11 protein-coding genes are annotated in these 13,440 nt (G+C 49.1%); 5 read left to right on the forward strand and 6 right to left on the reverse strand.

Translation table 11 applies throughout. The features are described from left to right. The coding region (locus HMPREF9439_RS09535) for an RRXRR domain-containing protein (RefSeq protein WP_008864677.1) at positions 1-331 on the reverse strand (331 nt) is incomplete at its 3' end. Positions 332-761: 430 nt separating this feature from the next. Between HMPREF9439_RS09535 and HMPREF9439_RS09540 the strand changes: the two genes are divergently transcribed. Together HMPREF9439_RS09540 and orn are read left to right on the forward strand one after the other, a co-directional pair. Further along, the gene (locus tag HMPREF9439_RS09540) at positions 762-1,289 is read left to right on the forward strand and encodes a hypothetical protein (RefSeq protein ID WP_008864678.1); all 528 of its coding nucleotides are present in this window, start codon (positions 762-764) and stop codon (positions 1,287-1,289) included. A gap of 110 nt (positions 1,290-1,399) precedes the next feature. Next, on the forward strand, positions 1,400-1,978 hold the full coding sequence (gene orn, locus HMPREF9439_RS09545; RefSeq protein ID WP_021867278.1) for an oligoribonuclease: 579 nt from the start codon (positions 1,400-1,402) through the stop codon (positions 1,976-1,978). A 67-nt stretch (positions 1,979-2,045) separates the two neighbouring features. On the opposite strand, the gene HMPREF9439_RS09550 is transcribed toward orn, so the two are convergent. The 4 genes from HMPREF9439_RS09550 to HMPREF9439_RS09565 all read right to left on the reverse strand — a co-directional run bounded on the left by HMPREF9439_RS09550 (position 2,046) and on the right by HMPREF9439_RS09565 (position 6,283). After that, a complete protein-coding gene (locus HMPREF9439_RS09550; RefSeq protein WP_008864680.1) occupies positions 2,046-2,966 on the reverse strand; it encodes an NAD(P)-dependent oxidoreductase in 921 nt (306 codons plus the stop codon). Further along, on the reverse strand, positions 2,966-4,420 hold the full coding sequence (gene cuyB, locus HMPREF9439_RS09555) for a cysteate racemase (RefSeq protein WP_008864681.1): 1,455 nt from the start codon (positions 4,418-4,420) through the stop codon (positions 2,966-2,968). The genes HMPREF9439_RS09550 and cuyB overlap by 1 nt, the downstream gene beginning before the upstream one ends. 190 nt (positions 4,421-4,610) lie before the next feature. Continuing rightward, positions 4,611-5,819 (reverse strand): AI-2E family transporter, encoded by a 1,209-nt coding sequence (locus HMPREF9439_RS09560; protein WP_008864682.1) that lies wholly within the window; start codon positions 5,817-5,819, stop codon positions 4,611-4,613. Positions 5,820-5,890: 71 nt separating this feature from the next. Then, positions 5,891-6,283 carry a winged helix-turn-helix transcriptional regulator gene (locus tag HMPREF9439_RS09565; protein WP_008811125.1) on the reverse strand — a complete coding sequence of 131 codons (393 nt, stop codon included), beginning with the start codon at positions 6,281-6,283 and terminating at the stop codon, positions 5,891-5,893. A gap of 93 nt (positions 6,284-6,376) precedes the next feature. On the opposite strand from HMPREF9439_RS09565, the gene HMPREF9439_RS09570 reads away from it, so the two are divergent. Further along, complete coding sequence (locus HMPREF9439_RS09570) at positions 6,377-9,175, forward strand: heavy metal translocating P-type ATPase (RefSeq protein ID WP_008864683.1); 2,799 nt, start codon at positions 6,377-6,379, stop codon at positions 9,173-9,175. Positions 9,176-9,212: 37 nt separating this feature from the next. Here the strand turns inward: HMPREF9439_RS09570 and HMPREF9439_RS09575 are convergent, their stop codons facing one another. Further along, entirely contained in the window at positions 9,213-10,172 is a 960-nt protein-coding gene (locus tag HMPREF9439_RS09575; RefSeq protein WP_008811127.1) for a LysR family transcriptional regulator, read from the reverse strand. A gap of 145 nt (positions 10,173-10,317) precedes the next feature. Between HMPREF9439_RS09575 and HMPREF9439_RS09580 the strand changes: the two genes are divergently transcribed. Both HMPREF9439_RS09580 and HMPREF9439_RS09585 read left to right on the forward strand, forming a co-directional pair. Further along, on the forward strand, positions 10,318-11,808 hold the full coding sequence (locus HMPREF9439_RS09580) for an FAD-dependent oxidoreductase (RefSeq protein ID WP_008864684.1): 1,491 nt from the start codon (positions 10,318-10,320) through the stop codon (positions 11,806-11,808). Between the two features lie 115 nt (positions 11,809-11,923). After that, positions 11,924-13,405 (forward strand): FAD-dependent oxidoreductase, encoded by a 1,482-nt coding sequence (locus tag HMPREF9439_RS09585; protein WP_008864685.1) that lies wholly within the window; start codon positions 11,924-11,926, stop codon positions 13,403-13,405. Positions 13,406-13,440 lie beyond the last annotated feature (35 nt).

Below are 13,440 nucleotides of genomic sequence, written 5' to 3' on the forward strand. Positions count from 1 at the left end.
GCCAGCCTTTGCGCTTGGTGCGGATGCGGTTGCCGAATCTCGGTGTACGGTAGCGCGTTTTGCGGTTACGGCGGCACTGTCGTAACGCACGACGAGCAGAGAGCAGATCAGAGACGTCCTGACGGAGTTCGACTTCGGATGCATAAAGTTCAGCCTTTTCCGTTGATGCGGAAAGGCCGACATGTTTGTATCCGGCATCAACACCCAGACTTACCGGCTGTTTGGTCTCGCCTGTCGCAATCGTCAGCTGAATGGTGAAAGGCGTACGCCTTGCCACAATAGCTTTCTTCTCTTTAAGCAGATGTCGCGCTTTTGCCGGTGAACAGGGCATCAGCGGTTTTCCGCGTTTGTTTAGGACAAATACTCTCAAGTTTTATCTCCTCGGTCTTTCGACCGGTTGTGATCCTTCGCCAATGTTGGAAGGGGTTTCAAGCCGACAGCACCGCTCCTACCTCTCAGAGCTTTTAACCATCGGCCGCAGAGCGCGGGACTAGGATCTGCATCCCGAGGTGCTTATGGATTCCCGACCAACGTAGTCCGCCAAATGACGGCCTGAGGCTAGTCAACTAGAGGCTTTTTCAAGCCTCGGCCTTAAGGCCGAAGTAGTTGACTCGAAAATTTCAGTTAAGAAGAGATTCAGGAATTATAGTGAAGTCACTTCGCCGCCCAAAGTATGCACATAAATAAGGGATACAGCGTCTGAACAATTCTCGCCCATATATACTGAATTTAAGGAATTGAGTGACCATGAGGAGCAGAAAATGCTTACCTTTCAACATCTGAAGCGATACACGGCGATCTTCTGTTTTGCCGGAGTGGTTTCAATGCCGTCACTGGCCGGCGTGCATGTTGATGTCAACATCGGTGTGGGTTCCCCCGGATATTATGGGGTGCTTCCGCTCCAAGGCGTTACTCCCTCCCTCTGGAATGCCAACCCGATCGTCGCAATCGGAGCTGCGCTCGCAGGCGCTCCGATTTACCTAACGGTTCCTGATAAGCATCGTCGCCATTGGAAACGTTACTGCGCCGAGTACGGAGCGTGCGGTGTTCCGGTGTATTTCGTCAGACGCGGCTGGTACAACAACTACTATGGACACGCAGCTCCCCCGCCTCCTCCTCCGGGCCCTGGGTTCATGCCTCCTCCCCCACACCATGCCGCCCCGCCCCCTCCGCCGAGAGAATACGGCGGGCCAAGACACTTTAAAGATCATGGTTGGAAACATCGGCCGCCAGGTCACGATTGGGACGGTCACGGACACGGCCATAAGAAAAAGCACCACAAAGATTAATTTTTGTCGAATTTCGGCATTTATCCGGAGATCCGGCCGGAACATCGGTTCGGATCTTCTTTGTTTGTTCTAAAATGCCGAGAAAGATTCAAAATGGGGTTGAGAGCAACATGAGCAATAACGGCTTTGCGGTCGACAGAGATCCGCTGTTTAACGAGAATAATCTGATTTGGATGGATTTGGAAATGACCGGCTTAGAGCCGCAGATTAATCGCATTCTCGAAATGGCGGCTGTCATTACGGATCCGCAGCTCAATGTTATTGCAGAAGGGCCGGTGGTCGCAATCCATCAGGATGCATCGATTCTCTCCAATATGGACTCCTGGAATACCGCTACGCATACTCGCAGCGGCCTCGTAAATCGCTGTCTGGAAAGCAAAGTCACGGAAGACGAAGCAGCACAAATTTTTATTGATTTCTTCTCCAAATACGTTCCGGCAGGCAAGAGCCCGCTCTGTGGCAACTCTATCGGTCAAGACCGTCGTTTCATGGCCCGCTGGACACCGCGCCTGGAGCAGTTCTTCCATTACCGCAACCTCGACGTTTCTTCCTTCAAAGAATGCGTCAAACGCTGGGCTCCTGAAGTGATGAAAAAATATCAGAAGACTTCTCGTCACGAAGCTCTGTCCGATATTTATGACTCTGTCGAAGAACTTCGTTTCTATCGTCAAGAAATCATGAAGATCTGATTTTTTCTCGCTCCCAAAAACACGAAAGCCTCGGAAATCCCGAGGCTTTCGCGCTATTTAGAAGCGATTAAGACTTCTTCGGTTCTCTGTTGAGCCGGAGAATCAGAGAGGAGGTATCAAATCTGCCTCCGCCCATGTTCTGAACTTCACCATAGAACTGATCGACAAGTGCGGTCAGAGGAAGGTCTGCGCCGGTCTTGCGGGCCTGCTCTAAGCAGATGCCTAAATCCTTGCGCATCCAGTCCACAGCAAATCCGAAATCAAACTTGCCTTCAATCATTGTGTCGCCGCGGCGATGCATCTGCCAGGAAGAAGCGGCACCTTTGCCGATCACATCCAGAACCGTGTGCATGTTGATGCCCGCGGTCTGCCCGAAAGCAATCGCTTCTGCTAAGCCCTGAACAACGCCGGCGATACAGATCTGATTGCACATCTTGGCAAGCTGTCCGGAGCCGACCGGTCCGATTCTGCGAATCGAGCACGCAAAAGCGTCCGCAATCGGTTTGACGCGTTCAATGATTTCTGCATCTCCGCCGCACATGACGGTAAGACTGCCGCTGACTGCGCCGTCCTGACCGCCGGATACCGGTGCGTCAACAAAGTGCAGACCGCGGGACTCAGCTTCAGCCGCCATTTCTTTAGCGACTTCTGCAGAATCTGTGGTGGCGTCCCAAAGGACGGCGTCTTTTTTCATGCCGGCAAAAGCGCCGTTTTCTCCGAGCAGCACACTGCGCAGATCGTTGTCATTGCCGACACAGGTAAAGACGACGTCAGCATCTTGTGCGGCTTCACGAGGTGTTGCGACGGCTTTGCCGCCGAATTTTTCTACCCAGGCCTGGGCTTTAGAGGCCGTGCGGTTATAAACGGTAACCTGACAGCCTGCATGCAGGAGGTGAGCCGCCATCGGAAAACCCATTGTGCCTAGGCCGATAAAGGCTACTTTGGTTTCGGCCGGAACCGGGGAATAGTCTTTAGCTTGAAAATACATTAGCGAACACCTCTGATTTTTGTGATTTCTCCGGCAACTTTAACAACACGGCGAGCGAGTGAAGCGGTCGGATCCACAATGGCAGCATGTCCGTCTCCGAGCTTGATGTTGTCAGTTTCTTCCAGAATTAAAGGCAGCTCCGTGCAGCCGAGAATAAGAGCTTGAGCGCCTTTATCTCTGACCAAATGCTCGGCAGCTTTAAGCAGAACTTCTTTGCAGTGGCCGTCGGTAAAGCCGGCTTTGACGCCTTTTTCACCGTAAATAGCTTCCATGACCATGGCCTGATGCTCTTTATCAGGAACGACCATGGCAAGTTTCATGGATTTGGCTTTACGGCCGTAAATGCCTGTCTCAATGGTTCCGTCAGTGGCCATCAAGCCGATGACGACATCCGGTCCGAATCTATCGCGGATCTCTTCGAGCGTTACCTGCTGCATATTGATGAGCGGAACGCTTAAGTGCGGGACGATGGTTTCAAAGTAAGCGTGCGCGGTATTGCAGGCAATCACGATTGCGTCAACCGCATCTTTCTCGAGCTTGCGGCAAGCGGCATACAAAGAAAGTGTGGGATCCACGCCGCCGTGAAGCAGGTATTTGGTACGGTCAGGAATCTGGGGATTCTGTTCGACGGCAACTTTGATGTGTTCCTGGTCATTCTTAGCAGGAGTTGCCTTAGTAATTTTGTCGTAAAGGTCGACAGTGGCAGCCGGTCCGAGACCGCCGACAATACCGATCTTGAAGGGTTTAGGAAGTTTTTCCCAATCGGTGAAGCAAAGGTAGGAAACGTAGGCACTCATGGAATCCAAAACGTTGTAACCCTCGGACTTCAGGGCGGCCGCAAATAATGCCTGCATGACGCAAGTCGGGAAAACCAATTCGGCGCCTTCGCTCAGAAGGTTAGAGCAGACTTTGCCGAAGAGTTCACAGGCTTTCTTCTGATCGGGAATCACTGCACAGTGAGAGCCGCTTTCGAGTTCGTCGAACACTTCGAGCATAGCTTCGCTCGGATAAACCCATTCCACAGGGACTTCGCGGCTGACGGTTTCTGTAATGAGTTTGGCTTTATCTGTACCCGGACGGCCGAGATAACCGAGTTTCTTAACAGGATTCTTCTTGAGCTCTTCGATGCAGGCCTGAAGGATATCCGTCACAGGAGTTGTGATTTCTGTTTGAACTTCATTTAAGAAACTGATGTTTCTGAAGTTGCACAGTGCGATGACTTGAGCGCCTTTTTCGATGAGCTGATACGACTCTTCCAAAACGTGAATCTTAACGTCGCCTTCTTGGACTAACTTCGGAGCGTCTGCATCCGGAGAAGACCAGTCGAGATCTACAAGTTCAATGCGGGGACGTGAACCGTCAGGAAGGAAAGTGGATTGGAGTCTTTCCTTCAAGGCTCTGACGAAGGGGGCGGGACTAAAACTTTGGCTGATGCCGATGACTTTATGGTTCATAGTTACTCACCGTTGTTAGATTCGGATGATTATAGAGCCGCTGTAACGTTTTGACACCTCTAATTTTCCTTAATAGCTTCGGCGCCAGGCATTCATCGGAGAAACAAAAGAATTGAGCCCGCATATTACGGGCTCAAAAGCAAGAATCATCGAAAAAACCGAAGTCTTCGGTCATGAAAAACATCGTTCTCTATTTTTGTCCGTCATTCTTAGGCTGGCTGTAATGATGGTGGTTAGAGCTTCTCTGTTCTCCGGTGACGTCCGAAACGATGTCGGATTCGATCGAATTTTTAGACAGCTTCTTAAGAACGGTCTCGGTTTTGGTGGTCGGCTGGTCTTTATCGTTGACCGTGGCAGAAACGGACAGCCAAGTCTTGCTCATCGCAATACCAACGGCAATAACAACCGGTCCCAGAATAATGCCCATGAATCCGAACGCCAGCACGCCGCCGAATACGCCTAAATAGATGAGCGACAAGGGCAGGGAAGCGCCCTTGGAAATCAGGATCGGCTTTAAGAAGTTATCCACACTGGAGACTGCAAGCGAACCCCAAAGCACGAGGAAGATCGCCATGCCGACTTCGCCTTTGTAATAGAGCCAGAAAGCAGCAGGACCCCAAACTAAGGGAGGCCCGATAGGAACGGCAGATAAGACGAACACTGCGACACCCAATGTGATGGCGCCGGGAACACCTGCGATCCAGAAGCCGATTAAGGCAACGACGCCTTGGCCGGCAGCACTTCCGACAATGCCGAAGACGACGCTGCGGGTTGTGTTGACGATAATGTCGCGAACTTCGGCACCGATGCTGCCGCTCATGCGCGTTAAGAGTGCCAAAGATTTTTGAGAAAGGACTTCGCCGTCGCGATAGAAGAAGAAAATCACGAACAGCATGAGGAATAACTGGAGAAGTCCGTCGCCTAACATCACGGCACCTGCAAGAGCCGCGCGGCTCACAGGATCAAAGAGCTTTTGTGCAATGGCGGCGAGCTCCTCTTTATTGCCCAGCAGATGCGCAGCTTGTGTGTAGGCCCATTCACCGACAAAGGGAATTTCCTTGAGTTCTTCTGGAACAGTAAAGCCAGAGGCAATCCATTCACGCACATAACGAATTAAGGTCGGGATTTCCTGGGCCGATACTAAAGATAATCCGGCAATCGGAAGCACAATAAGGATGGCCAGCAGGGACACCATGATCAGTGTCGCAACAAGATTCCTGCCTCCGACTTCCTTTCGGACTCGTTTAAAGAGAGGCCAAGAGACGATCGCGATCACAGCCGCAACCGACATCGCTGTTGCAAAGGGCCAAACGACTAAAAAACAGCCGATGGCGATGAATGAACCGAAGAGAAACCGCACCACATAATCGGCACGGTCCCTGAGGGAAGGCAATAGCATGGCTCTCAATAAAAAATGATTTAGGAAAATTTTAGTTGAAATGTGCTTTGCAACACGGAGTTGTTCTGATTTTAGGCACTAGGGAGCTTCTTCATCGAACAGCAAGGTTTCGTCCCTTGATTGAGCAGGTACTGACTGCCCCATTCGTACATCGACTCTAGAATCGGCCGAAGAGAGGTTCCCAGCGGCGTTAGGGAGTATTCAACTTTCGGAGGAACGACGGCATAAACCTTTCTGATGAGCAGTCTGGCATCTTCCAGCTCTCGAAGCTGCTGAGTCAGCATTTTTGGCGTTGCCGACGGAATCAGCCGACGCAGTTCGGAAAAGCGCAGTGTCTTGCCGATGAGGTTCCAAAGAATAAGCGTTTTGTATTTGCCGCCGATCAAAGAGAGTGTGGCTTCAACGGGACAATGGAACTCTTCAGACTGAAAAGCTTCAGAGGGTTCGGATTTAACTTTATCCATAGTATCTAAAAAGTAACTATCTATCAAAAACGGAAGTTCTTGCGTAAAAGGTAATAATACTTAGAATGATTTCGTTCGACAACGGAATTAAATATGAAGAAGAATTTTGATGTCACCGGAATGACATGTTCAGCCTGCTCTAATCGAGTAGAGAAGGCTGTGTCGCACGTACCCGGCGTTGAAGACGTGAACGTCAATCTGCTGAAAAACAGTATGACCGTCGATTACGACGAAACTAAAACCGGACTGGAGCAGATCATTCAGGCGGTGACGGACGCAGGCTACGGTGCGAGTGAAAAGCAGGCTGCAGGTTCTCCTGCTGCTAAATCCGTCGATCCCACGCTGGCGGCCAAAAAGGAAGCCGCACAGATGAAGACTCGTCTGTACGTTTCGCTCTTTTTTGCGGCCATCCTCATGATGCTGGCAATGGGTCCGATGGTAGGGATGCCGCTTCCGGAAGTCATGTCCGGAACAAAGGGTGCACCGATCAATGCTCTGACACAGTTCCTTTTAGCTCTGCCGGTTGTCTTCGTGAATTTCAAGTATTTCACGGTCGGATTTAAGACGCTCTGGCAAAGATCTCCGAACATGGATTCTCTTGTGGCGATCGGATCTTCGGCCTCCATGTTGTTCGGACTCTTTGCGCTTTACATGATGCTCTATGCATTAGGACAAGGCGACGAGGCAACACTTCATCATTACGCGCACAACTTGTACTTCGATTCTGCCGCGATGATCCTTGCCCTGATCACATTGGGCAAGTACTTCGAATCCAGAGCTAAACATAAGACGACGGACGCCATTTCTCAGTTGATGTCCTTGGTTCCTGATAAAGCTGTCGTTTTAAAGGATGGCAAAGAGACGGAAGTTCCGGTCAGTTCCGTTCAAGTCAGGGACATCGTTGTCTTAAAGACTGGCAGCCGAGTGCCGGTCGATGGAATTGTCGTTAAAGGCTCGGGCGCCTTGGATGAATCTTCTCTTACCGGAGAAAGCATTCCTGTAGATAAAAAGGAAGGAGAAGAACTGTCCGCTTCGACGCTTCTGACGCAAGGCTATATCGAAATGCGGGCCACGAAGGTCGGCGGTGACACAGCCTTAGCCCAGATTATTAAATTGGTGGACGAGGCGACTTCCACTAAGGCGCCGGTCGCCCGCTTAGCAGATAAAGTCAGCGGAATCTTTGTTCCGACAGTCATCAGCATCGCAATCATTGCTGCCATCGTTTGGATGTTGTGCGGATATTCCTGGGAGTTTGCGCTTGAGATTGCTGTTTCCGTACTTGTGATTTCCTGCCCGTGCGCATTAGGTTTGGCGACCCCGACCGCCATTATGGTGGGAACCGGTCGCGGTGCACGAAACGGTATTCTTTTCAGAAGCGCAGAAGCCATCGAATCCTTAGAAAAAGTCGATGCCGTGGTTCTCGATAAGACCGGAACAGTGACTTCCGGCAAACCTTCTCTGACGGACGTCATAGCTTTCGGGAACGTAAAACCTGAAGAACTTCTCACGCTTGTCGCTTCTGTTGAGCAGAAATCCGAACATCCTCTGGCGACTGCCATTGTCGAAGGTGCTAAAGCGCTCAATCTTTCTTTGAAGGAAGCTTCTGACTTTGTCCAGCAGCTTGGCAACATTTCCGGAACCTGCGACGGCAAATCAGTCCGTATCGGCAATAAGTCGGTGATTTCTTCGGAAGATGCTAAAACGAAAGAACTTGCAGACGGACTTGCCGACGAAGGAAAAACGCCGCTTTACGTCATCGCTGACGGCAAAATGGTCGGACTGTTAGCGATCGCGGATCCGATTCGTCCGGACAGCAAGCAGGCGATTGAAGCCATGCAGGCTAAAGGCAAAGAAGTTTGGATGCTGACCGGCGACAATGAAAAAACCGCCCGTGCCGTGGCTGCTCGTGTCGGTATCAAGAACGTTCGAGCCGAAGTCAAGCCTGCCGACAAAGAAGCCGTTGTTCGCGAACTTCAGGCTCGGGGCAAGAAAGTTCTTATGGTGGGCGACGGCATTAACGATGCTCCCTCACTGGTTAGAGCAGATGTCGGTGCTGCTATCGGCGCCGGAACCGACGTAGCAATTGAAGCGGCAGACGTTGTGCTGATGAAGAGTCGTTTGTCTGACGTGGTCAACGCTTCGGCCTTGTCTCATTCGACGATGCTCAATATTCGTGAGAACTTGTTCTGGGCGTTCATATACAACATCATCGGCATTCCGGTTGCTGCAGGCGTTTTCTACACGGCTTTCGGATGGATTCTGAATCCGATGATCGCGGCAGCAGCGATGAGCATGAGCTCCGTGAGCGTGGTAACGAGCGCGCTTCGTTTGAGAGGCTGGAAACCGGTACTGAGAGATTCAGGAAACAGTGATAAATCTTCTGATCAAGTATTGCTTCCCTCACTCCGGCAGCTGGCCGATGTTGCTGTTGAGGCTGAACAAAAGGACGCAACGGGCTTCGTTTATAAAGTAGGCGTCGAAGACATGATGTGCGAACACTGTGTCAAAGCAGTTAAAGGCGCATTAGAAAAAATTCCGGGCGTAGTTTCTGCCGATGTTTCGTTGGAACAGAAGAGTGCCGTTGTCCGCGCAGATCGTGCCTTGTCTCAAGAAGAGGTAACGGATGCGATCAAGGCAGAAGATTATGAAGTGACGTCTTTTGAAGCAGTTTCCACTCCGAAAGAAGCCGTCGCAATCAAGATTGACGGCATGATGTGTGAACACTGCGTGAAAGCTGTAACAAAGGCACTTTCCGGGATTGACGGCGTTACGGTGCTGTCGGTTTCTCTTGAAGACGGATTGGCCAAAGTGGCTGTTCCGGAAGGTTTTGATACTGAAAAACTGAAGGCTCCGATTGAGGACGAGGGTTACCAAGTCGTCAATATTGAGTAACTCATTAATTAAGTAAATTTATTGGGCCGAGTAAGATTTAATTCTCCTCGGCTCTTTGTTCAACCGGATTAGCCAAGATCGTTTCAAAAGCTCGCTTAACGTAGGTAAGAAGTTCTTCAGTGAAAGGCGGTTTATGCGCGGAAGATGCATAAACGGCCCAAATATCAACGAGGATGCCTCGATATTCAGGAAGAACGACTTCCAAGCGGCCTTCAAGAACATCAAGAAGGGACTCAGAAATCGGAAGATAAGCAATTCCCTGGCCCCGCAAACAGGCCCGGAAGAGAGGTTCACTGTAATTACAAGCAAACTTAGGTGCGACTTTAAGTTTTTCTCGTCTATCGCCATGCGTGAACCACCATGTGTAGACGCCGCGTCCTTTGACATGCAATAGCTCCTCGCCTAAGTCTTCGTCAATCACTAAGTTGTGCAGAAGATCTTGTTTGAGAAGATCTTTGATTGTTTCCGGCCTGGAGTGAGTGTCTAAATAAGAAGGTGAAGCACACATCCATGAATTAGATTTTCCAAGGCTTCTCTTGATATAGAGAGGGTTGACTTTGCCCCCGATCTGAAACCGCAGGTCGATTCTATTTTGAACCAGCGGCAGAGGAGAGGCCGATAGTAGCAGCTCTATCCTTAGACCCGGATGTAATTTCTGAAATTCTTCGATTAGCTCGGGAAGTTTGAAATTCGCATAAGTTGTCGCGATATTGATGCGGTAAAGACCGTCGTATTTTTCTGAGTGTCGTGGAGAATGGAAAATATCCGAAGCCATGTTCAGCAGTTCGCGAGCTCTCGGCAAAAAACTTTCTCCGGCAGAGGTCAAAGAAACCCTGCGTGTGTTCCGGAACAAGAGCTTTTGATTTAAATCCTTTTCCAGCTCTGCCATTAATCGGGTGACCGTGGGTCTGGAGAGGTTTAAAGAACGTGCCGTCTCATAGAAGGAACCGGTTTCTGCGATCTTGGAAAACACTTCTAACTTTGTTAGCCGATCCATTTTCTATTATTCCAAAAAATGAAATAGTCTTATTATTTTCTAATCGAATTATTTAATTAATTTTACTTAGTATTTCCGACAGAAAGGCAACTTAATTTTTACCGTTCTTCTGGTTTAAGACGCAATTTCCATTTAAGGAGTAAAAATGACATTCACCAGACGGAAATTTTTTACTTTCAGCGGATCTGTGGCAGCCCTCTCTTTATTCAGTCAAGCAGAGGCAATGCCCGTTGAACCTCCGACAAAATACGACGGGGATTTTGATATTGTTATTGTGGGCGGTGGCGGCGCCGGTTTGTCAGCAGCCTGCGCGGCATCAGAACTAGGCGCTTCAGTTCTTGTTCTTGAGAAAAGACCTTTTCTTGGCGGATCCTCTCTTATTACCGACGCAATGTTTGCCGTCGGAGGAACGAAATTACAAAAATCCAGAAATATTAAAGATTCTCCGGAACTCTATGCGAAAGATTTGTATGAAGTCGGTAAACATTTCAATCAAAAAGGACTTCCGGAAGCTCTTTCCCAAGCAGCGTTAAAACAGTATGAGTGGATGGAAAATGTGTTAAATGTCCATCCCTTCACGCTGGAGCATCAGGGCGGCCAATCAGTTCCTCGGTCACATCAATTTAAGGCACCGGAAGTTATCGAAGCCATGACGAAATTTGCTCGAAGTCACGGTGTGAAGATCTTGACCGGAGTTTCAGCCAATCGTTTGTATTGGGATGAAAAGGGAAAAAGAATCTGCGGTGTTAAAGCGGTTAATGCTAAGAAAGAGATTCTGAGTTTTCATGCCAAACGAGGCGTTATTGTCACTTCAGGCGGATTTGCAAGAAATCCGCAGGTCCTTCAGCGTTTTGCTCCGTATCTTAAAGATGTCCAGGTACTTTCAGGCACAGGTTCTTTAGGAGAAGGAATGTTAATGGCGCAAGCCTATGGTGCCGATGTTAGAGATACTTCCTTTATCGCTGCTACCTTCGGCGCCAAGAAAGGCATGACAGACATAAGTGAATTGTCCTTCATCCAATTTAACGGAGGCGTTGTCGTCAATAAAGAAGGGAAGCGATTCGTTGATGAATCAAAAACCTATATGGAGATCAGCGAGCAGGCGGTCAAACAGCCGGAAGGCAAAGCCTATACGGTTTTTGACAGCAATATTGTTAGAGAAGCAGTAAAAGATACTCCGGCACTTTCGAGGATGTGGCTCGCGATTCCCGAGGGCAGGATACCCGATTACGTTTACTCAGGAAATACATTAGCGGAAGCAGCGAAAAAGGCTGGTATGGATGGCGCCGAACTCGAGAAAACAATTAAAAAGTACAACGAAGACGTAGCAAAAGGCACAGATTCAAAGTTCGGTCGGCAGTATTTAGAAGGAAAGGTCGGGAAGCTCGTAAAAATCGAGAAAGCACCGTTTTTCGTATTTCCGACATCAAGCGTTATTTTCGGAACCTACTGCGGCTTGCTTATCAATGCGTATGCACAGGTTATAGATGTGTTCGGAGATGTTATTCCGGGACTCTATGCGGCAGGAGAGGTAACGGGCGGTCTCCACGGAGCGGGCTACATGAGTGGTTCAGGGTATGCAAAGGCCCTCAGTTTCGGAAGAGTGGCCGGTCAAAAAGCTTTTCAGGATAACTGATCTAAACAGGAAGAAGTTAGCTGTTATCAATGGTGACTTGCAGAAGCTCTTACATTGGTTAATTCGGAGCTTCACTAGATTCTCGCAGGTCCGCATTATCACATAGGAGAAAGTGATGGAAGTTTCAAGAAGAAATCTTTTCAAGGGAATGACCGTCAGTGCATTAATGATGAGTGCACCGGCATTTGCTCAACTGGAAGCTCCGCAAAAATGGGATGCTGAATATGACATCGTGATCGTGGGAGGCGGCGCTGCCGGATTATCAGCTGCAACTGTGGCAGCTGATGAAAAGCTCTCAGCGGTCTTATTTGAAAAGCAGAGTTTCCTCGGTGGTTCCTCTGTACTTAACGGCGGAATGTTTACTGTTGCAGGGACAAAGGAACAGGAAAAACAGGGCATCAAAGATTCTCAGGAACTGTTTTTCAAAGACATGATGCGTGCGGGTAAGAATAAAAACAATCCTGATGTTGTCAAAGCTTTTGTTAAAACAGCAAACGAGCAATATGACTTTATTCTGAACAAGCTCAAACTTCATCCTGACATGGTGGTCCATCAAGGCTATCAAAGCGTTCCGAGATCCCATCATTTCGTGACTTCTCAAATTCTGACGGCTATGGCCGCTTACGCAAAGAAGGGCGGCGTCAAAATTGAGACAGGAGTTAAAGTACTCCGCTTGGTCTGGAATAAAGATCACAGTCGGATTGCAGGCGTTGAAATTGAGAGCAAAGGCAAAAAACAATTCGTATTGGCGAAAAAGGGTGTTCTTTTGGCTGCCGGGGGCTTCTCAAGAAATCCCGAATTGCTAGGCCGTTATAATCCTCCGCTTGAAAGTGCAGCTTCAATAGCCGGCGCCGGCACACAGGGTGATGGAATCTTGATGGGACTTTCTGTCGGGGCAGACATGCTTGATGTGGCTTATATCAAAGCGACATATGGATTCAGATTGAATCCGAAGCATATTGACGAGCAGTCTCAGTTGTACTGGTCCGGCGGCATTATCGTCAACAAAAACGTCAAGCGTTTTACAGACGAATCTCAGTCATACAAGGTCTTGGCAGACTTTGCTTTAGCTCAGCCTGAAGGAAAGAGCTATATTGTCTTTGACCGCCAAATGGCTGAAAACGACTTCAAGAACAATCCCCAGGGACGTATCTTGATCGAATCTATTGTTAAAGAAAACAAAGTTCCTGAATGGATTTTTGCGGGCGAGACAATCGAAGATGCGGCAAAGAAAGCCGGCCTTAATCCAAAAGAATTGGCGAAGACTGTTAAAGAATACAACGAAGGAATCAAGAATGATTCGGACGCATTCGGGCGTAAGACTTTGGTGGACACTAGCGGCAAACCTATCCCGTTAGATAAAGGACCGTTCTACATCATGCCCGCCACTGCGGCAGTTATCGCGACTTACTGTGGATTGAAGATTAACAAAGATGCCAAGGTTCAAAATGTATTCGGTGAAGTTATTCCGGGTCTCTGGGCTGCCGGGGAGATGACCGGCGGAGTTCATGGTGCGGGTTACATGTCTGGATCTGCCTTTGGAAAGGCTCAGACTTTCGGTCGTATTGCTGCAAAGGATATTGCTAAACAGAAATAAGTAACTTAACTTAGGCGGGGATTTAGTTAAGTCCC

It is taken from the genome of Parasutterella excrementihominis YIT 11859, assembly GCF_000205025.1.
GTDB classification, from domain to species: domain Bacteria; phylum Pseudomonadota; class Gammaproteobacteria; order Burkholderiales; family Burkholderiaceae_F; genus Parasutterella; species Parasutterella excrementihominis.

Bases quoted from the DNA above. Each gene is read 5' to 3' on its own strand.
- HMPREF9439_RS09540 (WP_008864678.1), top strand. From the start codon at position 762: ATGCTTACCTTTCAACATCTGAAGCGATACACGGCGATCTTCTGTTTT.
- orn (WP_021867278.1), top strand. From the start codon at position 1,400: ATGAGCAATAACGGCTTTGCGGTCGACAGAGATCCGCTGTTTAACGAG.
- HMPREF9439_RS09550 (WP_008864680.1), bottom strand. From the start codon at position 2,966: ATGTATTTTCAAGCTAAAGACTATTCCCCGGTTCCGGCCGAAACCAAA.
- cuyB (WP_008864681.1), bottom strand. From the start codon at position 4,420: ATGAACCATAAAGTCATCGGCATCAGCCAAAGTTTTAGTCCCGCCCCC.
- HMPREF9439_RS09560 (WP_008864682.1), bottom strand. From the start codon at position 5,819: ATGCTATTGCCTTCCCTCAGGGACCGTGCCGATTATGTGGTGCGGTTT.
- HMPREF9439_RS09565 (WP_008811125.1), bottom strand. From the start codon at position 6,283: ATGGATAAAGTTAAATCCGAACCCTCTGAAGCTTTTCAGTCTGAAGAG.
- HMPREF9439_RS09570 (WP_008864683.1), top strand. From the start codon at position 6,377: ATGAAGAAGAATTTTGATGTCACCGGAATGACATGTTCAGCCTGCTCT.
- HMPREF9439_RS09575 (WP_008811127.1), bottom strand. From the start codon at position 10,172: ATGGATCGGCTAACAAAGTTAGAAGTGTTTTCCAAGATCGCAGAAACC.
- HMPREF9439_RS09580 (WP_008864684.1), top strand. From the start codon at position 10,318: ATGACATTCACCAGACGGAAATTTTTTACTTTCAGCGGATCTGTGGCA.
- HMPREF9439_RS09585 (WP_008864685.1), top strand. From the start codon at position 11,924: ATGGAAGTTTCAAGAAGAAATCTTTTCAAGGGAATGACCGTCAGTGCA.